This window comes from Pseudarthrobacter scleromae (assembly GCF_014644515.1).
Taxonomy (GTDB): domain Bacteria; phylum Actinomycetota; class Actinomycetes; order Actinomycetales; family Micrococcaceae; genus Arthrobacter; species Arthrobacter scleromae.
In genome coordinates, this window is record NZ_BMKV01000006.1 from 85384 (window position 1) to 104639 (window position 19256).

The 19256-nt window shown below is 65.8% G+C and carries 23 protein-coding genes; 10 read left to right on the forward strand and 13 right to left on the reverse strand.

What is annotated here, in order from left to right; translation table 11 throughout:
* On the forward strand, positions 1-1359 hold the full coding sequence (locus IEX33_RS16110) for an aspartate kinase (RefSeq protein ID WP_188731889.1): 1359 nt from the start codon (positions 1-3) through the stop codon (positions 1357-1359).
* 97 nt (positions 1360-1456) lie between these two features.
* Here the strand turns inward: IEX33_RS16110 and IEX33_RS16115 are convergent, their stop codons facing one another.
* On the reverse strand, positions 1457-1672 hold the full coding sequence (locus IEX33_RS16115) for a hypothetical protein (RefSeq protein ID WP_104188410.1): 216 nt from the start codon (positions 1670-1672) through the stop codon (positions 1457-1459).
* Positions 1673-1793: 121 nt separating this feature from the next.
* Positions 1794-2036 (reverse strand): hypothetical protein, encoded by a 243-nt coding sequence (locus tag IEX33_RS16120; protein ID WP_104188230.1) that lies wholly within the window; start codon positions 2034-2036, stop codon positions 1794-1796.
* Positions 2037-2113: 77 nt separating this feature from the next.
* Between IEX33_RS16120 and IEX33_RS16125 the strand changes: the two genes are divergently transcribed.
* The 4 genes from IEX33_RS16125 to IEX33_RS16140 are packed head-to-tail and all read left to right on the forward strand — an operon-like array spanning position 2114 to position 4427.
* Positions 2114-2602 carry a MarR family winged helix-turn-helix transcriptional regulator gene (locus tag IEX33_RS16125; RefSeq protein WP_104188228.1) on the forward strand — a complete coding sequence of 163 codons (489 nt, stop codon included), beginning with the start codon at positions 2114-2116 and terminating at the stop codon, positions 2600-2602.
* Positions 2603-2606: 4 nt separating this feature from the next.
* The gene (locus IEX33_RS16130; RefSeq protein ID WP_229675427.1) at positions 2607-3185 is read left to right on the forward strand and encodes an SSI family serine proteinase inhibitor; all 579 of its coding nucleotides are present in this window, start codon (positions 2607-2609) and stop codon (positions 3183-3185) included.
* Entirely contained in the window at positions 3157-4095 is a 939-nt protein-coding gene (locus tag IEX33_RS16135; RefSeq protein WP_188731891.1) for a 3-methyladenine DNA glycosylase, read from the forward strand. The genes IEX33_RS16130 and IEX33_RS16135 overlap by 29 nt, the downstream gene beginning before the upstream one ends.
* Entirely contained in the window at positions 4092-4427 is a 336-nt protein-coding gene (locus IEX33_RS16140; RefSeq protein ID WP_188731893.1) for a serine protease inhibitor, read from the forward strand. The genes IEX33_RS16135 and IEX33_RS16140 overlap by 4 nt, the downstream gene beginning before the upstream one ends.
* 88 nt (positions 4428-4515) lie before the next feature.
* On the opposite strand, the gene IEX33_RS16145 is transcribed toward IEX33_RS16140, so the two are convergent.
* Positions 4516-7620 carry a S8 family serine peptidase gene (locus IEX33_RS16145; RefSeq protein WP_188732025.1) on the reverse strand — a complete coding sequence of 1035 codons (3105 nt, stop codon included), beginning with the start codon at positions 7618-7620 and terminating at the stop codon, positions 4516-4518.
* A gap of 289 nt (positions 7621-7909) precedes the next feature.
* Positions 7910-8095: a hypothetical protein gene (locus IEX33_RS16150; RefSeq protein ID WP_174180966.1), complete on the reverse strand. Its 186-nt coding sequence runs from the start codon at positions 8093-8095 to the stop codon at positions 7910-7912.
* A gap of 15 nt (positions 8096-8110) precedes the next feature.
* Here IEX33_RS16150 and IEX33_RS19455 point away from each other — a divergent pair, with 15 nt between their 5' ends.
* The 4 genes from IEX33_RS19455 (at position 8111) to purL (ending at position 11725) form a co-directional block, all read left to right on the forward strand.
* Complete coding sequence (locus tag IEX33_RS19455) at positions 8111-8236, forward strand: hypothetical protein (protein WP_268238423.1); 126 nt, start codon at positions 8111-8113, stop codon at positions 8234-8236.
* 153 nt (positions 8237-8389) lie between these two features.
* Positions 8390-8641: a phosphoribosylformylglycinamidine synthase subunit PurS gene (gene purS, locus IEX33_RS16155; protein ID WP_015935902.1), complete on the forward strand. Its 252-nt coding sequence runs from the start codon at positions 8390-8392 to the stop codon at positions 8639-8641.
* 1 nt (position 8642) lies between these two features.
* A complete protein-coding gene (purQ, locus tag IEX33_RS16160) occupies positions 8643-9419 on the forward strand; it encodes a phosphoribosylformylglycinamidine synthase subunit PurQ (protein ID WP_066273631.1) in 777 nt (258 codons plus the stop codon).
* Positions 9416-11725 (forward strand): phosphoribosylformylglycinamidine synthase subunit PurL, encoded by a 2310-nt coding sequence (purL, locus tag IEX33_RS16165; protein ID WP_188731895.1) that lies wholly within the window; start codon positions 9416-9418, stop codon positions 11723-11725. The genes purQ and purL overlap by 4 nt, the downstream gene beginning before the upstream one ends.
* Before the next feature lie 624 nt (positions 11726-12349).
* Here purL and IEX33_RS16170 read toward each other — a convergent pair.
* The 4 genes from IEX33_RS16170 to IEX33_RS16185 all read right to left on the reverse strand — a co-directional run bounded on the left by IEX33_RS16170 (position 12350) and on the right by IEX33_RS16185 (position 13996).
* Entirely contained in the window at positions 12350-12643 is a 294-nt protein-coding gene (locus IEX33_RS16170; protein ID WP_104188210.1) for a DUF503 domain-containing protein, read from the reverse strand.
* Positions 12644-12718: 75 nt separating this feature from the next.
* The gene (locus IEX33_RS16175; RefSeq protein ID WP_188731896.1) at positions 12719-13036 is read right to left on the reverse strand and encodes a putative quinol monooxygenase; all 318 of its coding nucleotides are present in this window, start codon (positions 13034-13036) and stop codon (positions 12719-12721) included.
* A complete protein-coding gene (locus tag IEX33_RS16180) occupies positions 13033-13587 on the reverse strand; it encodes a DUF1990 family protein (RefSeq protein ID WP_188731898.1) in 555 nt (184 codons plus the stop codon). Before IEX33_RS16180 ends, IEX33_RS16175 begins: the two co-directional genes overlap by 4 nt.
* Complete coding sequence (locus IEX33_RS16185; RefSeq protein ID WP_188731901.1) at positions 13580-13996, reverse strand: MmcQ/YjbR family DNA-binding protein; 417 nt, start codon at positions 13994-13996, stop codon at positions 13580-13582. The genes IEX33_RS16180 and IEX33_RS16185 overlap by 8 nt, the downstream gene beginning before the upstream one ends.
* Before the next feature lie 45 nt (positions 13997-14041).
* Here IEX33_RS16185 and IEX33_RS16190 point away from each other — a divergent pair, with 45 nt between their 5' ends.
* Positions 14042-15070 (forward strand): isopenicillin N synthase family dioxygenase, encoded by a 1029-nt coding sequence (locus tag IEX33_RS16190; protein ID WP_188731903.1) that lies wholly within the window; start codon positions 14042-14044, stop codon positions 15068-15070.
* A gap of 13 nt (positions 15071-15083) precedes the next feature.
* Here the strand turns inward: IEX33_RS16190 and IEX33_RS16195 are convergent, their stop codons facing one another.
* The 5 genes from IEX33_RS16195 to IEX33_RS16215 all read right to left on the reverse strand — a co-directional run bounded on the left by IEX33_RS16195 (position 15084) and on the right by IEX33_RS16215 (position 19164).
* A complete protein-coding gene (locus tag IEX33_RS16195; protein ID WP_188731904.1) occupies positions 15084-15509 on the reverse strand; it encodes a CoA-binding protein in 426 nt (141 codons plus the stop codon).
* Positions 15510-15588: 79 nt separating this feature from the next.
* The gene (locus tag IEX33_RS16200; RefSeq protein WP_188731907.1) at positions 15589-16458 is read right to left on the reverse strand and encodes a hypothetical protein; all 870 of its coding nucleotides are present in this window, start codon (positions 16456-16458) and stop codon (positions 15589-15591) included.
* Positions 16455-17003, reverse strand: a complete 549-nt coding sequence (locus IEX33_RS16205; protein ID WP_104188194.1) for an RNA polymerase sigma factor — start codon at positions 17001-17003, stop codon at positions 16455-16457. The genes IEX33_RS16200 and IEX33_RS16205 overlap by 4 nt, the downstream gene beginning before the upstream one ends.
* A 286-nt stretch (positions 17004-17289) precedes the next feature.
* On the reverse strand, positions 17290-17646 hold the full coding sequence (locus IEX33_RS16210) for a YegP family protein (protein WP_188731909.1): 357 nt from the start codon (positions 17644-17646) through the stop codon (positions 17290-17292).
* A gap of 228 nt (positions 17647-17874) precedes the next feature.
* Entirely contained in the window at positions 17875-19164 is a 1290-nt protein-coding gene (locus IEX33_RS16215) for an adenylosuccinate synthase (protein WP_104188403.1), read from the reverse strand.
* Positions 19165-19256: the final 92 nt, after the last annotated feature.

A 19256-nucleotide genomic window follows, 5' to 3' on the forward strand; every position in this document is an offset into this window, starting at 1 on the left:
ATGAGTACGCCCACTACCGAAGTGCACAACGCAACGCAGCAGCAGGAGCCGCCCGCCGGCCGTGCGGTGACAAAGCAGCTCATCGTGCAGAAGTTCGGCGGATCCTCCGTGGCGGATGCGGACGGTATTAAGCGGGTTGCCAAGCGCGTGGTGGACGCACAGATTGCGGGCAACGAAGTTGTGGTGGTCGTCTCGGCCATGGGTGATACCACTGACGAGCTCCTGGACCTTGCCGGGCAGGTGACGGATTCCGCGCCAGCCCGCGAGATGGACATGTTGCTGTCCGCGGGCGAGCGTATTTCCATGGCACTCCTGGCCATGGCCATCAACAAGCTGGGCGCCTCAGCCCAGTCCTTCACCGGTTCCCAGGCCGGCATGATCACCGATGGTATCCACGGCAAGGCCCGGATCATCGACGTCGACCCCCACCGGATCCGCACCGCCCTGGACAAGGGCAATATCGCTATCGTGGCCGGCTTCCAGGGAATGAGCCGGGCCACCAACGAGATCACCACCCTGGGCCGGGGCGGTTCAGACACCACTGCCGTAGCCCTGGCCGCTGCGCTGGAAGCGGACGTCTGCGAGATCTACACGGACGTGGACGGCATTTACACGGCGGATCCCCGTGTTGTTCCCTCCGCCCAGAAGATCGAGCGGATCTCCAGCGAGGAGATGCTCGAGCTCGCGGCATCCGGAGCCAAGATCCTGCACCTGCGCTGCGTGGAGTACGCCCGCAGGTTCGGCGTCCCCCTGCACGTCCGTTCCTCATTCAGCCAGCACGAAGGCACGTGGGTCATCCCCAGCGCCGAAGACAAGATCACCACACAAGAGGGAGTTGCCTTGGAGCAGCCAATCATCTCCGGCGTTGCGCACGACCGTTCCGAAGCCAAGGTCACCGTTGTTGGCGTTCCGGATATCCCCGGCAAGGCCGCAGCGATCTTCCAGGTCATCGCCGACGCCCACTCGAACATCGACATGATCGTGCAGAACGTCTCCACCCACGGCACGGGGCGGACGGACATTTCCTTCACGCTTCCCATCGTGGAGGGCGCCGACGCGCTGGGAGCCCTTCATGCTGCGCAGGACCAGATCGGGTTCGAGAGCATCGAGTACAACGAGCAGATCGGCAAGCTGTCCCTGATCGGCGCGGGCATGCGCTCCCACCCGGGCGTGTCAGCAACGTTCTTCAAAGCACTGTCCGACGCCGGCATCAACATCAACATGATCTCCACCTCGGAGATCCGCATCTCCGTGGTGACCCACGCGGACCTGCTGGATGAGGCTGTCCGTGTAATCCACAAGGCCTTTGACCTGGACAGCGAAAGCGAAGCCACCGTATACGGTGGCACCGGCCGCTAGCCGGCAACGAAAAGCCGGGCCCCTTTTCCGTCCACTCGGAGAGGGGCCCGGCTTTTTATGTCCTGCTGTCGGGGTGGCCCGAGCGGCCGGGACCGGTTCAGCCCTGCTTCTCGAGGTCTTCGCGGCGTACGGCGTAGTGATGGCCGGCAGCATCGGTCTCCACAACAAAGTGCGACAGTTCCTCTTCCGAGGCCTGTTCGAAAGCGTCGTGCCTGTGCATTACCGGCGTATCGGGGTCCAGCCGCGCGGCTGGTCCAAAGAAGAACCGGAGCCTGTCGGTCAGGCCCATGAACCTGTTGACTACATGTGCCACTGTTTCCACCCCCTTCCCGACTATCCGGGGGAAAGAGTTCCTGCCTCCTGCTGGAGCCAGTGCCCTTATTTTATGCCTGCGGACAGGAAAAGGCTCCCGCCCATACCCCACTTTGGCAGGCTCAGCGGAGCGACTTGTCTTCCGGGTTCCTGGGTACAACGTAGGTGCTGCCATCGGGCCGGGTAACGGTCTCCCACTGCTGGGTCTCCGCCTCACGCTGGGCCAGCAGCCTGCGGTTTTCCTCCGTCATGTCATGGACAAGTGATGAGCGGTTGGCCGGACCAAAGATGGCCCGCAGCCTTCCTGTGGCCCGCATGAAACGCTGCGAAGCGTTTTCCTTGCCTTCAAAGTTGCCCTTGCCCATGAACCCGGCTCCTTACCTGACATGATTACTACTCGAAGTGTACGCTAATAGTTAGGGCGCTAACAATTGGAGGGGCTATGGAGACGGCAACAGGCATCGAGCCGGGGCAGGACGAGGACCTGCTCCTGGAGCACCAGTTGTGCTTCGCGCTGACAGTGGCTGCGCGCAGCGTTGTGGGTGCCTACAAGCCCGTCCTCGAGAGACTGAACCTTACCCACCCGCAGTACCTGGTGATGCTGTGCCTGTGGGAAGCGAGTCCGCGCACGGTCCGGAACATCAGCGATGCCCTTGCCCAGGAACCTGCCACCATCTCACCGCTGCTCCGCCGGCTTGAGGCGGCGGGACTGATCACGCGACGGCGGGTGGACGGCAACGAGCGTGCCCTCGCCGTTGAACTGACCCCAGAAGGCGCCGCGCTGCGCAAGGAGGCCCTCAAGGTCCCGGGAACCATGATGGAACGCCTGGGATTAACCCGCGCCGAGGTCACGGAACTGCACACATCCATGATGGGGCTGATTGCGGCCACCTCCGGCCAGGAGACAGAACCGGAACCGGCAGTAGAATGATGGAATGACGGACAGTCCACGGTCCATGAGGAAGACGGCGCTCGCCCTGCTGCTGGCGGCAACGCTGCTCCCGGCGTGTTCCCCGGACCAGGGCGGAGGCAGCCCCTCCGGCGAACCTTCCGCAACTCCCACAGCCTCCGCCACCGCGTCGGACAGCCCATCCGCCAGCCCGTCCGCCGACACCGAAACCTCCGTCCCCGCCCCGGCCCCGGAACCGTCAGCGGCACCCTCCGGACCCGGGCAGGGCAATGCCGAACTGTCCATCATCGTGACCACCGCAGAGGGAGAACCCGAGACCAGCTACACCCTGGTGTGCACAGACGGAGTCCCCGCTGCCGAGAGCGTGCATCCCGCCGCGGATGCAGCCTGCTCCGCCTTGAAAGAAAACGCGGGCCTGCTGAGCCCCAGCATCCCCGGAACCGCGCAGGCCTGCACGCAGCAGTGGGGCGGTCCCCAGGAAGCCACCGTGACGGGAGTTGTGGACGGTGTCCCCGTAGACGCTGCCTTCTCGCGCACCAACGGCTGTGAGATCGGCAGCTGGGATGCTGCAAGGGATGTTCTTGGTGTTGCCGGTGGAGCCTAGGCTCCTCGCGGCGGACGAATGGCAGGAGCTGGAGAAGGCACACCAACTGCGCGTCAGCCGCTACGCGGACCCCTACCTGGCCCGCAGGTCGGCAGGCAAAAAGCATCCGGTGGAAGACTTCCTCTTCACCTACTACACCCAGAAACCTGGCCAGCTGCGCCGGTGGCACCCCGGTGCAGGGAACGTCCTGCTGGGCCGGGAAGCGGCTGTGCGCCTTGGCTGGAAGCACTACCGGCGGCTCGACGACGGCGAGCTTGCCTTCCTGGGGCTGCCGGAAGGCAGCACCGCGGTCACCTTTGACCGGGACGCCTTTCTTGCCGACCGCAGCGAGGCAATCGCCTTTGCGGGCATCATCCTGCGCGGAACTGCAGCACGCCCCGCCCAGTTTGGCTGCTTCGGGCTGCACGAATGGGCCATGGTGTACCACCAGGACAGGTTCGACATGCGCCACGAGTACCTGCAGCTGCGGTTGGGGCCGGCCGGCACGGACAAGGTGGTGGAGGACAACCGCATCCGCTGCACCCACTTCGACGCGTTCCGCTTCTACACTCCGGATGCCGTTCCGCTGAATGAGCTGGCGCCGAGCCGCGATACCCAGCGGCACCTCGAACAGCCCGGCTGCCTCCACGCCAACATGGATCTGTACAAGTGGGCGTACAAGCTGCTGCCGGCCCTGCCCAGCGAGCTGGTGATGGACTGTTTTGAGTTGTCCTGGCGGATCCGCGCCATGGACATGCAGGCTTCCCCTTACGATCTGGCGGAGTGGGGCTACCCCGCAATTCCCATCGAGACGCCGCAGGGCAAGGCCGAGTATGTGGAGCACCAGCGCTCCTTTGCCGCGGAAGCGGCTGCACTCCGGGAGAAGCTGGCCGTGGAACTGGATGCACTGTCCAGGACGGTTCCGGCGTGATCGACCTGACCGTCAGGCTCCGGGAAGATCCTGCCGCCGTCGAACATGTCTTCCGGCTGGTGGCCGACGGCGGCCGCGCCCAGCCGGCCACCACCCTGCCCGACCCTGATGCGGCCCTGGCCGCGGTGGAAATGTACGGCGAGGGCATCTTCTTTCCCAAGCCCGGCCCACCCCGGTTGTGCACCCAGCAGTACGGCGGGCCCCAGGTAGCCGTGGTCACGGGCATCTTTCATGGGCGCACCGTTGATTCTGTGTTCACACGCACGGATGGCTGCGAAATCTCGCGCTGGAATGCCATGGCGGCTTTGCTTGGGAGCGGGGGCGGAGCCTAAGGATGCTCGTAAGGCCGGTTAGACAAATGACAGGACCCCGGGCGGTTGAAACGCCCGGGGTCCTGTCCTCTTCTATAGCGTCAGGCTGCTACGCCGCTGGTACGGCGTCTGCGAACGCCACCTGCGGAGCCCCGGCAGGGGCAGCAGGCGCAGCGCCCACCTGGACGTTGACCCAGGTCCTGACGCCGTTGCCGCCCAGGCTGAGGCGGGACAGGTAGGCGCCCTCCGAGAGGCCCGTCCAGGACACCGTGGCCGAGGTGGCCGTTCCGTTGGGAGCCACGATCGGGTTCGGTTCCACAGTCAGGTTGCCGGCGTCACCCGCGAAGGTCACGGCCTGGACGGAGGCACTGGCCGGTCCGTTGTCCGGAGTGGAGTACAGGTTGACTGCGAGGTAGTACGTTCCCGCGCGCGGAGACTCCAGGTTCAGGAACTCACTGGCGGAAGCCGTCGCCACCTGGGTGGCTGTGAGTCCACCCGAGCCATTGGGTGCGTAGACCACCATGTCCCAGTCGACGTCGTCCGATTGCGCCTGGACACCCAGCCGGGCGAAGGATGCTCCTTGCGGAACCGTCACCTGGAGGAGTGCGTTGTGGTCATCGTTCCGGGGAGCGTACTCACCGGGTGTCTTGGTGATGGCGGTCTGGCTCAGCGGTGCCAGGCCTTCCACGCCCACATTGATGGGGTTGGCCGAACCTGACACCAGTTCCATCGTGCCGCTCCCGCTGCCCGTGGCTGAGCTAAAGGAGAAGGACGGAGCGATCTGTGCATCAACGGGCCGGATGGCGATGGGCGAGCTGACCGTACGGGGGCCCTTCCAGGTGAGGGTGCCCGTGCTGAACTTGCCTACCGGAGCGCTGGCGTTCCGGATGGTCAGGGTGACCTCGCGGGTCTGTCCTGCCTTGGCGAAGTTCAGCGCTTTCGGCTCCACCTGGATGTTGAAGCCGGGCATGTTGACCTCCGGCCGGTACATGCCCGGAACCAGCGCGGTCAGCTGGCGCTTGACCTGCACTTCTCCCACCAGGCTGCCGAGCGCAATGGACGGCAGGTTCAGGTCGCGGGCAGCGATGGTGCCGGCCTGCGGTGCGCCGGTGTCCACGCCCTGCCCGTTAAGGAAGCCGAGCCAATCCTTGATGCCCGAGTTGTAGACCAGGCCCGGATCCAGGACGCGGGTTGAGTCGATGTGCCCCGCGCCGCCCTGGAAGGGATCGGCATTGGGCGAACCATCGGCGTTGACCAGCGGGTAGGCGGTGGTCATCATGGCCGACTTGACCGTGGCGGGAGACCAGGTGGGCTGCTTGCTGAGCACCAGCGCGCCAAACCCTGCGATGTGCGGGGCAGCCATGGAGGTGCCTGACATGAAGCCGAACTGGTCGCCGTCGTTACCGATGGTGGAGACGCCCGCCAGGACGTTCACGCCCGGAGCCGCAATGTCCGGCTTCAGCAGGTCGCCGCCGGCGGCGAGGGTGGGTCCGCGGGAGGAGAAACCGGCGATCTGGGGCGCAGGCGCCGGCGGCAGGCCCGTGAGGTCGCCCTTGACCAGGCTGACTGTCAACGCGGGGTTTGCCTCCAGCTTTGATTTCAGTTCAAGGCTCTTGGGCGCGTTGACGTGGACGGTGGGCAGCACGTGGTTATCGGCATCTTCGGAGCTGCTGGTGAGGTTCACCAGGATCATGCCCACGCCCCCCTTGTCCTGCACCTCCTGGCTCTTGGCGGTCCTGTCCACCACGCCGCGGTCGCAGAGAACAACCTTGCCTGCCACCTTGGCCGCATCCAGGCTGCCGGGGCCGCAAAGGTTGGCGTTGGCCACCCCGGCCGCTGCCGCTGACGCCGCAACAACCACGGGCTTGTCAGCCACTTCCGACTTCATGATGGAGGCTCCGCGGTACAGCGATCCGTCCGAGACCTTGACGGTGCCCAGCAGGTCGCTGGGGAACGTCGACGCGGCAACCGTGGTCAGCCACGGCGAGGCGTGGTTGACGGTGGACACCGTGGGACCGGAGTTGCCGGCTGAAGCGGAGACGAAGACTCCTGCGGCGGCGGCGTTGAGGAACGCCAGGGCCACGGGGTCGGCGGTGTTGCTGTTATTGCCCGAAATGGAGTAGTTCAGCACGTCCACGCCGTCCTTGATGGCGGCTTCCACTGCCTCGACGGAAGCGGAGGAGTAGCAGCCGCCGGTGTCCGGATTGGTGTCTTCCCAGCAGACTTTGTACACCGAGACCTTGGCTGCGGGGGCAACGCCGGAGCTCTTGCCGAAGCTTGCGCCGTCGATCACCTGCTCCACGTTGGCGTTGCCGGCCGCGGTGGTGGCGGTGTGGGTTCCGTGGCTTCCGACGTCGACAGGCGAGATGAGTTCCTCGGGTGCCCGGTTCTCCGGGGCCACGTACTGCATGAAGGTATCGGCGAAGTACCTGGCCCCGATGACCTTGGAGTTGCACAGGGAGCCGTCGAAGGAGGCCCCCGTACCCTGGCCTTTCTGGCATTCTCCTTCGAAGGTGGTGCCGTCAGCCTTGAGCATGGCGATCCGGCCCTCAGCGGTGCGGTAGGGAACGCCCACCTGGGCAGGACCGGTCAGCGGCCGGACCGGTTCGCCCTGCAGGAACGGGTTGTCCGGGGCATAGCCGGAGTCGATGACTCCCACAACCACACCCTTGCCGGCGTTCGCTTCGCCGCCGAACTGGGTTGCCCAGACCCCATCGGGGCCGGTCAGCTTAAGGAAGTCGGTGGTGGTGTAATCCGGGGCGTTCTCCACGTCCGGGGCCACAACCAGCACGCGGTCGTCTTTGGACAGCTCCATGGCCTGGGCGGCGGTCAGTTCTGCCGTGAAGCCATTGAGGGCAGCGGTGTACTGCTTTCCCGGGGTTACCCCCTGGCTGGCAGCGACCTCCCGCTGCTGCTTGCGGAGATGTGCGTCGTAGGCCCTGTAGTTGGCGCCGCCTGCGTCCAGCTTCCGCCCCTTCTCGGGCTTGGTTGCGCCAAGTCCGGGCGTCTCCCCCTCATAGGCGGCCGCTGCAGCACCCGCCAGGACAACGATGTAGCGTCCATCCTTGAAGTCGGCGGGTGCATTCTCCTTGGCTGTCACTGCCTTGTCCTGCCCGGCCGGCGCCGCGGTGGCGGGAGTGATGGCCATCGAGGTGAGGAGTAGCGGCAAGCCCACGGCAAGCGCCGCTGCCTTCCGGAATCCCCCGCCCCGCATGGGGCTCTTTCCAGTAGATCTCACGTGCAAACCTTTCACGATGTACCGGCCCATCCACGGTTGGGGGCCCGAAAAGACATGGCATGGCACGCGAAGTTACAGATCTTGTCATTTCGTGAGACCAGCCGATCACAGAGTACAGACTGATAGCTGAATATGACATAGGACACAAAACGGAAAATTCCGCCAGTCATACGCCGGCAAGCCGGGGACCTGCCCCAGCAGGAAAGGGCACGAAAAAAGGGCGCCCTGAAGGACGCCCTTGAAAGCAGGGGGATACGCTCCGCCGCTACTGGCGCGGCGTACGGACCACGTCGCTGATCCACTGCCGGGTCTTCTCATCTACCGGCCCCGCCACCCTGTTCTCCCGGGCGAAACGGTCGGCCTTAATCTTTTGGAACACCATCCGGCCCAGTCCTGCGAACACTGCTGCGGCGACCACGGGCAACAGCACGGATTTCGAATTTTCAGCCATCCAACAATCCTAGTGATGCCGCCCGTCCAACTCCACAGCACCAGGCCGGAAACCGCTGCCACCACCCGTCCGGCAAGCGGGCTACCCGCGGCCGTCCTGCCCGAACCGGCCGAATACAAGCTGTGGCCCTTCGGCCGGTAGAATGGACGAGCAAGCTCGCGGAGCGCCCGTCCTCATTGTCTGAACTCACGGCCTGACGTCACTGTCTAACACAACGTGCCCCGGACCCGGAACGGCGTGAGACGGCACCACTCCGCTGCGCCCTTACCCAAGCTCACGCACAGGAGTTACCGGATGCCCCGGATCGTTGTTGACGTCATGCCCAAGCCCGAGATTCTGGACCCGCAGGGGAAGGCGATCGTCGGCGCTCTCCCCCGCCTGGGCTTCACCAGCTTCAGCTCTGTCCGCCAGGGCAAGCGCTTCGAACTGACGGTCGACGGCGAGGTGACCGAGGAAATCCTGGCGCAGGCCCGCGACGCCGCGGAAACCCTCCTGTCCAACCCCGTAATCGAGGACGTCGTCAACGTCGAGGTCGTCGAGGCCTGACATGACTGAACTCCCCCTGATCGGCGAAGCACCCGCCGACGCCTCGGGCGCCCGCAGGCTCGCCGGCGCCCGGATCGGCGTCGTCACGTTCCCCGGCACCCTTGATGACCGCGACGCCGCCCGCGCCGTCCGCCTCGCCGGCGGCACCGCCGTCGAACTCTGGCACGCCGACACCGAACTCGGTGACGTGGACGCCGTCGTGATTCCCGGCGGGTTCTCCTACGGTGACTACCTCCGCGCCGGCGCCATCGCACGCTTCGCCCCGCTGATGACCAAAATCATCGACGCCGCCAACTCGGACGCCAAGCTGCCGGTGCTCGGTATCTGCAACGGCTTCCAGATCCTCACCGAGTCGCACCTGCTGCCCGGGTCCATGATCAAGAACGACCACCTGAAGTTCATGTGCCGCGACCAGGTCCTGCGCGTCGAGAACAGCAACACCGCCTGGACCTTGGATTACGAGGCCGGGCAGGAAATCACGATTCCGCTCAAGAACCAGGACGGCCAGTACATCGCCGACGACAAGACCCTGGACGCCCTTGAGGCCGAGGGCCGCGTGGTGTTCCGCTACGTTGGCTTCAACCCGAACGGCTCCCGCCGGGACATTGCGGGCATTTCGAACGCAGCCGGCAACGTGGTGGGCCTCATGCCCCACCCCGAGCACGCGGTGGAAGTTGGCTTCGGCCCAGAATCCCTCGACGGGATCGGCGGGTCCGACACCGACGGACTCGGATTCTTCACCTCCGTCCTGAACAAGATTGTGGGAGGCGCCAAGTGACCACGGAAACCACCAAGAAGTTCAACATCGACACCGTCGAAAACGCCGCCAAGACCCCGGACGTCGAACTCCCCTGGGCCGAGCTGGGCCTGAAGCAGAACGAGTTCGACGAGGTCGTCAAGGTCCTGGGCCGCCGCCCCACCGGCGCCGAGCTGGCCATGTACTCCGTGATGTGGAGCGAGCACTGCTCCTACAAGTCCTCCAAGAACCACCTGCGCCAGTTCGGCCAGAAGGTCACCGAGGAAATGAAGAAGGACATGCTGGTGGGCATCGGCGAAAACGCCGGCGTGACCAACCTTGGAGACGGCTGGGCCGTGACCTTCAAGATCGAGTCGCACAACTCGCCGTCGTTCGTTGAGCCCTACCAGGGCGCCGCTACCGGCATCGGCGGCATTGTCCGCGACATCATCTCCATGGGCGCCCGCCCCGTTGCCGTGATGGACCCGCTGCGCTTCGGCGCCATCGACCACCCGGACACCGCACGCGTCATGCACGGCGCGGTCGCAGGCATCGGCGGGTACGGCAACTCCCTGGGCCTGCCCAACATCGGCGGCGAAATGGTGTTCGACTCCGTGTACCAGGGCAACCCGCTGGTGAACGCGCTGGCTGTCGGCGTCATGCGGCACGAGGACATCCGCCTGGCCAACGCATCCGGCAAGGGCAACAAGGTGGTGCTGTTCGGTGCCCGCACCGGCGGCGACGGCATCGGCGGCGCCTCCGTGCTCGCCTCCGAGTCCTTCGACGACACCAAACCGTCCAAGCGCCCCGCGGTGCAGGTGGGCGACCCCTTCGCCGAAAAGGTCCTCATCGAGTGCTGCCTTGAACTGTTCAAGGGTTCCCTCGTCGAAGGCATCCAGGACCTCGGCGCCGCGGGTATTTCCTGCGCCACGTCCGAACTGGCCTCCAACGGCGACGGCGGCATGCAGGTTGAGCTGACCTCGGTCCTGCTCCGCGACCCCACACTGACCCCGGGCGAGATCCTGATGTCCGAGTCGCAGGAACGCATGATGGCCGTGGTGACCCCGGAGAACGTGGAAGCGTTCGAGGCTGTTATGGACAAATGGGCCGTGGAGTACTCATGGCTCGGCGAAGTGACCGACACCGGCCGCCTTATCATTACCTGGGAAGGCGAGGTGATCGTCGACGTCGATCCCCGCACCGTGGCACACGACGGACCGGTCTACGACCGCCCGTACGCCCGCCCCGAGTGGCAGGACAGCGTGCAGGCTGACACCTTCACCGGATCAGTGCAGGACGCGGGCCGGCCCGCTGCCCCGGCCGAACTGGCCAAGGCCGTGACCGAGCTGGTGGCCTCGCCGAACATGTGCTCCAAGGACTGGATTACCAACCAGTACGACCGCTACGTGGGCGGCAACACCGCCATGGCCTTCCCCGATGACGCCGGCGTGGTCCGCGTCGACGAGGAAACCGGCCTGGGCGTGGCCCTGGCCACCGACGCCAACGGCCGCTACACCTACCTCGATCCGTACCACGGCGCGCAGCTGGCCCTGGCCGAGGCGTACCGCAACGTGGCCACCGCGGGTGCCGTCCCCATGGCCGTCAGCGACTGCCTGAACTTCGGTTCCCCCGAGGACCCGGACGTCATGTGGCAGCTCGCCGAGGCCATCCGCGGCCTGTCCGACGCCTGCATGGTGCTGGGCATCCCGGTCACCGGCGGCAACGTCTCCCTGTATAACCAGACGGGCACCACGCCCATCCACCCCTCCCCCGTGGTGGCGGTCCTGGGCAAGCTCGACGACGTTGCCCGCCGTACGCCGTCGGGCTGGCGTGAAGACGGCCAGGCCATTTACCTGCTGGGCACCACGGGCGCCGAGCTGGACGGCTCCGAGTGGGCGAACATGCGCGGCCACCTGGGCGGGCAGCCGCCCAAGGTTGACCTTGAGGCCGAACGCGCGCTGGGCGAGATCCTGATCAACGCATCACGCGACGGCATGATCGACTCGGCCCACGACCTGTCCGAAGGCGGCCTTGCGGCAGCCCTGGTGGAGTCCTCGCTGCGCTACGGCGTAGGTGCCCGGATTGCCCTGCAGGACGTCCTGGACCGGGACGGCGTGGACCTGTTCACGGCGCTCTTCTCCGAATCCCAGGGACGCGCCATTGTTGGGGTTCCCCGTTCGGAGGAAGTCCGCTTCACAGACATGTGCACCGCCCGCGGCTTCGCCCACACGCGCATCGGCGTGGTGGATGCGGCCAGTGGCACCCTGGAGATCAACGGAGTTGAGTCCCTGCCCCTGGACGCCCTCCGCGAAGCCCACGAGGCGACCCTGCCGAAGTACTTCGGCTAGGCCACCCCACCCATCGATTGCTCCGTACCTGTCGTTTTGAACCCTCATAACGACTGGTGCGGGGGCCCACACCGGCGAGGGACCCGGCCTGAGCTTGCGAAGGCCGGGAGCCGGTGGGGAGCAATCGATTTTTAACCACCCCGCCGCCAGCCGGCCTGGACCAGCGCACTGCGCACCTTCATGACAGCAGACTTGGCGTCGTTGAGCATGTGGCGTTTGGATATCCGGACTTCGGTCCAGCCCTGCCCGGACCAAGGCCAGCCGCAGCAGGTTTTCCTAGGGCGAATCCGAGCCCACCCGGATGAGCTTCGATGAAGGGCCGCAGCCGGACACTTAAGGGGAGTGCCGCCGTCGCGCTTTCCATCCGGATGCCCCGGCCGAAGCGCTCCATGGAACTGTGCCGCCAGCGGCGTGAGGACACTCCGGCCAGCGAGGCATCGACGAGGGTGAATGGGCGGCCGCGGAGCTCCTCCGGCAGGGGGCGTGGGGTCTTCATCGGACCATGACACCAGAATGGGCCAGACCACGCAGAAGTTATGCACATGCCCCATCGATTGCTGAGCAGGTGTCGTTTTGGCGCCTGAAAACGACAATTATCCAGCTATCGATGGGTGGGAGCGGGGATCAGTCCTCGCTGTGGTGGTCACGCTGCCGCGCACTGAGCAGTTCGAACTCCGGCCGGGCCGCCACAAAGCGTTCGACGGCGTCCAGCACCTCAATGAGGTGGGCGCGGTCGGCCGCGACCAGCCCGGCGCCCACCTGCGAGCGCCGGTATTGCTCGTGGTCCCCCACCTCGGCAACGGAGACGTCGAAGCGCCGCCTGATCTCTGCGAGCAGCGGCCTGATGACCGAGCGCTTTTCCTTGAGGCTTTGGACGTCGCCCAGGAGGATGTCGAATTCGATCCAGCCGATCCACATACCTTCATGCTATCGACTGCTTTCTAACTGCCGTTTAGGAGGGCCAAAACGGCAGGTACGGAGCAATCGATGGGCTCAGATGGTGAGTTCGCCCATCCGGTCCCAGCCTTCGCCGTCGAGCTGGCGGCTGATGATCCTGGGGGTTTCGGCCAGGGCCTGCGGCATGTCTGCCATGGCCTGCTTGAAGTGGGGGCTGTTGACGTGGTCGCCGGCGGCGTCGTCCTTGAAGGCTTCCACCAGGACGAACTCGTTGGGGTCGTCCACGCTGCGGGACCAGTCGAACCACAGGTTTCCCGGTTCCTGCCGCGTGGCCCGGGTAAAGTCGGACACCAGGTCGAGCCAGCGCTCCGACCAGTCGGGCTTGACCTTGAACTTAACGACAATGAAGATCACGGGGGCATTCCTTCCGAGGCGAGAGTGCGTGCCCCTTCAATGTACCGGGACGTCACGTGGCGCTGTGCAGCGCGGGTGACCAGTCCGCCGGCAGCGTAGAACCAGTTGGCTGGTTTGCTGAAAGCCCGGATCCGCAGGAACACCTCTCCACGCCCGTTGATCTCCACTTCGAAGGATTCCTCGCCCCGCGCGGGATGCCCGGGCAACGTTCCGTAGCCAAAGCCAGCTGATTGCGGAATCCGCTCCTGCCCAGGTTCCCGAACCCACACCACCTGGCACGGAGCGTTCAGCCGGAAAGGCCCGGCACCGAAGCCGCTGACCACCCGCACCCCCGGTGCCGCCACGGGTGAATCGGCACGGACGCGGAGCCCCGCCCGCCGCTGCAGTTCCCAGCCCAGGATGCCGGCGGCAACCCGCTGGTACACCGCCATGCCACAGCCCAGGAAGGCTTCCTCCAGGACACCCGGGTAACCCGCAGGGACGGTGCCGCGCTGGGTGCTGCCAATCCCGGGATAGTTGAGCCCACCCCCGGCCAGCCTTTTCTCAGCCACGTTCCGTACCCGCCGATCCGCTCAACCGGGCCCATCCCAGCTGCTCCTGCTGCTTCCTGCTCAGGCCTGCCACCACGAGATCGTAGGAGTCCTCCACCATGTCCCTGACCATGTCGTCAGGAAGCGTTCCATCAAGCCGCACACCGTTCCAGTGGGTCTTGTTCATGTGCCAGGCCCCGGTAATTTCAGGGTGCGCGGCGCGGAGCTGTACCGCCAGACCCGGCTCGCACTTGAGGTTCACGTATCCGTCCGTGCTCATCGACGACAAGGCAAAGACCTTGCCCTGTGTGGGGGAACCGCCGGCACTGGAGGCGCGCACCTTGAAGACAGCGGTCTCCGGCCCGAAGGGGTAATCCTCGTAGGCTCCGGGGAATGAGAGGCAAACTTTCCGCAGTGCGTCGGGGTCCATCCAGGAAGCCTATAAAGCCAACGCTTCCGGTGCTAGTCTGCGAGGATGGCACGCGATCAGGGGCTGATACCTGTTCTGGACCTGGCCACGGCACGGCAGGCCCACGGGTCCTTCAGCCCGGATTTCATCGGGCAGCTGCGGTACGCCACCCACAATGTGGGCTTCTTCCAGATCACCGGCTACGGCGCGGCCCCCGGCCAACCGGAACAGCTTCTGGACACCATCAGGCGCTTCTTCAGCCTTCCGCTCGAGGAGCGCCTGAAGCTGGACAACCGGCTATCTCCACACTTCCGCGGCTACACCCGGATGGGCACCGAGGTCACCCAGGGAAGGGCAGACGCGCGGGAGCAGATCGACTACTCGCCGGAGCGGCAGCCTGTTACGGACTATCCGGAGGACCAGCCGTTCTGGCTGCTGCAGGGCCCCAACCTCTGGCCTGATGAATCGTTCCCCGAACTTCGCCCCGTGGCCATGGCCTGGGCTGAACTGATGTCCGCAGTGGGGATGGAGCTGCTCAGGGGGATCGCCGTTTCCCTCCAGCTTCCGGAGGACTATTTCGACGAACCGTTCCAAGGGTCACCGGCATGGATGGGCAAGCTGGTGCACTACGTGGGCGGCGTGGTGGAGGCCGCTGGAGACCAGGGCGTGGGATCGCACGCAGACTACGGATTCGTCACGCTGCTGCTCCAGGACGACGTGGGCGGGCTGGAAGTCCTGCCGCCAGGTGCGGCAGCGTGGGTTCCGGTGGAACCCCTCCCGGGGGCGCTGGTGGTGAACCTCGGCGAAATGCTTGAGGTGGCTACGGAAGGCTACCTGGCGGCCACCATCCACCGGGTACAGGCACCGCCGCCGGGGGTGGACCGGTACTCCGTTCCGTTTTTCTGGTCTCCGCGGCTCGACGCGGTCATCCAGCCGGTGCCGCTGCCGCCGGAGTTGAAGGCTGCAGCGAGGGGAATCACGGATGATCCGGCGAACCCCCTGCTGGCCTCGTTTGGAATGAACATGCTGAAAGGCAGGATGCGGGCGCACCCGGATGTCACGGAGCGGCACTATCCGGAGCTGCTGAAGAGCTAAAGCTGAAGGCCTCTCAGAGATTGAACTTCCACGCCTGCTGCGCGGGACAGCTGTCCATCACCACGTCCAGCCCCGCGTCCTTGGCCCGTTTGGCTGCCGCCTCATCGACGACGCCCAGCTGCATCCACACCGCTTTCGCGCCCACCGCAATCGCCTGGTCCACGACAGCCCCAACTTTCTGGGAATTCACAAAGCAGTCCACGACGTCGATGGGCTGCTTGGCGGCCGGGACGTCCAGGAGGCTGCGGTACCCGGGTTCGCCGTGGACGGGGTCGCCGGGCAGGTTGACGGGGATGATTTCCATGCCCAGCCGGTCGCGGATGAACAGCGAGGTATCAAACGCGGCCCGCCATTCGTTGGTGCTCAGGCCGACAATGGCCCAGCGTCCTTTGGTGCGCATCAGGCGTTCTATGACTGCAGGATCGTTCGTGTGGCCCATGGGTTCAGCCTACGCGGAGGCAGCGGCGGCAAGCGTGCACCCCGCTGCGCAGCGTCCCCAGCCTCTCAGGTCAATACAGCTAGCGGACGAACTTTTCCCGCCACGTGGCCCCGGGCACGGGTTTCTCTCCGTCGGCTGCCTCAGTTCCCCGCCCTGACGGTCCCTGTCCGGCTTTTCCCGGCACACCGGGAGCATCGACCGGCAGTTGCCCTGACGTGTCCGGGGCGTTCCCGTTGCTGTCCCCGGCATCCGGCCCACCGGTTTGCTCCGGCCCTGCTGCTGCATTGTCTTCTGCTGCGTGGCCGTTCTTTTCCGGTTCCTTCGTCCCGTCCTGTCCGCCAGCCGCGGGAACTTCGCCGGGTTCCTCCCAGCCCTGGCCGGGCAGCAGGAAGGCTGTGGCTTGCCAGGACTCCTCCGAGGGCTGCGGCGCCACCGGCGGTTCCCCGTCAGGGGTGGTGCCGCCAGCCAGTCCGCCGTCATCCTGCGCAGCGTCGTCGCTGCCCTCCTGGAGTGGTCCGGGTGCGGCTGCCTGGGGTGTACGGATAGTCCAGGACGGTGACCAGTCCTCGAGCAGCTGCTGCACGGAGGGGCTTCCGGAATGGGCCGGGCCCGGGGAGCTGGCGGCCACGGTGCCAACTCCCATTCCCATGCCTGCCAGCAGCGCCAGCCCGACGACGGTGGGCCGGTGCGCACGCAGCAGGCGGTGCCGCCCGAGTTCGTCGCCCGGGGTTCCCTGGGCCGTATCGCTGCTCTGGGCGTCCTTCCCGGCTGCATCGCAGGTACCGGTGGCCAGCAGGGCAGCCAGCTGTCCCGTGGGAGCCGGCACGGGCAGGTCCGCCAACGAACCTACGGCCAGGAGGGCCCGGCGAAGGTCCGCGTCCTGCGCAAGGCCCGCGTCGAGGAGTATCTCCTCCACAGCGTCCGCTGTGTGGTGCGCTTGTGGTGTCATGGCTTCAGGTATTCCTTAACGTCCGCAAGTTCCCGGAGCTTCAGGAGCGCCCGGCGCTGTAGCTGCTTTACTGCGCCCTCGCTCTTGCCCATGGCTTCCGCGGACTGCTCCACGGTAAGCCCGGCCACGAGGCGGAGGGCCAGTACCTCGCGCTGGTCCTGCGGCAGCGCGTCCAGCAGGCCAAGGACCTCCTGCGGTGCTATCCGCTTCAGCGCTTCTGTTTCTGCCGACGAATCCTCGCGCAGGTCCAGCTCAGGTTCAAACGGGAGCTTGGCGGGAGTACGGCTCTGGCGCCGGTGGTCGTCCACCATGCGGGCATGGGCCACCGAAAAGATGAACGTCCGCAGCCCGGCGGCTCCCCCGTGCACCGAGCCGAGACGCGGCAGGACGGAGAGGAACACTTCCTGCATGGCTGCCTCCGGATCCTCGACTCCCCGGGCCGTCAGATAGCCCAGGACCTGTGATGCATACGTCCGGTAGACAACGCTGAACACTGCTGTCCCGGCGGGGCCGTCCAGGGCCTCGTCTGTCAGGGCATCAGTCACGGACGTGGAGCTTTCGGTCAAAGATGGGGTTGGGTGCGCGGAGAGGCCGCCCGGCTTGCGGAACGCCTTTTCCCCGCCTCACTTTACCGCCCAGTAACCACCGCCCGGGACCGCCACGCGTCTGCTGCCCGTCTGACAAGGCAGCTGCCCCTGCCGTCGGAAAGTGAAAGAGCCGGCCTGGAACGTGATGGGGGACAAGTTCCAGGCCGGCGCTACATAGGGGTAATCGCTGCAGGCACGCAAAGGGTTACGCGCTCACGGAAAAACTTTGAAAACTTTTTGCAGGTCAGCGGGCCGCGGCAGTCCAGCGGGGCCGGGTGCCCTGCCGCCGCATGCCCTTGGCGAAAACGAAGGTGTGCCCTCCGGCGGGGACGCGCTGGTCGTCGCACTCTGTCCGGGGTGCAGCAATGACCGGTTCCTCCGCCGGAGCAGGGACGCGGGCCTGGCGGGTTGCGGCCCCGGCGGAACAAAGATCTGTGACCAGTCCGGTACCGGCGCACTCCCGGACGGCGGCGATGCCGGCAGCAAGGGCGGCCTTGTCCTGGTAAGGGCCGGACACGGCCATCACTGCACCGTCAGGAGCCAGGAGCCGGAACCTGAAAGACGAATCAGAGTCAACAAATGCCTCGAATTTCCCGGCCATGGCAAGTCCTTCCTCGGAGTCACAGGGTGTACAAACGAGTCTCGCGGGCTTCCCGGCAGCCTCACAAGACCAACCACGTTAACCCTGTGTAAATTGCCGCAGGACCTTCCCGCCCGGGCAGACACAAGCGGCGGGACACCTTTTTAAAGGTGCCCCACCGCCGTCGTCCCCACCCGCTCCCTAGCCTCGCAAGCTCGGCCAGGGACCCTGCGGGCGTGGGCCCAAGTATCAGTCGTTGATGAGGTCGTTCACCACGATGGTCTGGTCCCGGTCCGGGCCCACGCCGATCGCGGAGAAGCGCGTCCCGGACAGCTTCTCGAGCGCCAGGACGTAGTTGCGCGCGTTCTCCGGGAGGTCCGCGAGGGTGCGGGCGCCGGTGATGTCCTCGGTCCAGCCTTCGAAGTACTCGAAAATCGGTACGGCATGGTGGAACTCGGTCTGCGTCATGGGCATTTCGTCGTGCCGGACGCCGTCGACGTCGTAGGCCACGCAGACAGGGATCTGCTCGATGCCGGTGAGGACGTCCAGCTTGGTAACGAAGTAGTCCGTGAAGCCGTTGACCCGCGAAGCGTGGCGCGCCAGGACGGCGTCGTACCAGCCGCAGCGGCGGGGGCGTCCGGTGTTGACGCCGAACTCACCGCCGGTCTTCTGGAGGTACATGCCCATCTCGTCAAAGAGTTCCGTGGGAAACGGCCCGGCACCAACGCGGGTGGTGTAGGCCTTGATGATGCCGATGGAGCGTGAAATGCGCGTGGGCCCGATGCCCGACCCAACGGACGCGCCGCCGGCCGTGGGGTTGGAGGAGGTCACGAAGGGGTAGGTGCCGTGGTCCACGTCCAGGAACGTTGCCTGGCCGCCCTCCATCAGCACCACCTTGCCCTCGTCCAGCGCGGTGTTCAGGACCAGCGTGCTGTCGATGACCAGCGGGCGGAGCCGTTCAGCGAAGGACAGGAAGTAATCCACGATTTCATCCACCACGACGCTGCGGCGGTTGTAGACCTTGACCAGGAGTTCGTTCTTCTGGCGGAGGGAGCCTTCAACCTTCTGCCGGAGGATGGACTCGTCAAAGACGTCCTGCACGCGGATGCCGAGCCTGGCCACTTTGTCCATGTAGGCCGGACCGATGCCGCGGCCGGTGGTGCCGATGGCGCGGCTGCCGAGGAAGCGCTCGGTGACCTTGTCCAGGACCTGGTGGTACGGGGCCACCAGGTGGGCGTTGGCGGAGACGCGGAGCTTTGAGGTGTCGGCGCCGCGGGCCTGCAGGCCGTCGATTTCCTGGAAGAGGGCCTCAAGGTTGACCACGCAGCCGTTGCCGATAATAGGGACCGCGTTGGGGCTGAGAATGCCTGCCGGCAGCAGCTTGAGTTCGTACTTTTCACCGCCTACGACGACGGTGTGCCCGGCGTTGTTGCCGCCGTTCGGCTTGACGACGTAGTCAACACGGCCGCCGAGCAGGTCGGTGGCCTTGCCTTTTCCTTCGTCGCCCCACTGGGCTCCTACGATCACGATTGCTGGCATGGGATCCTCCCCCATTCGTTCGGGCTGCCCGGTTCCGTCCACACTGTGGCGGTCCTGCGCAGCGCCGTTCATGAGAATGCCCCGAATGTACC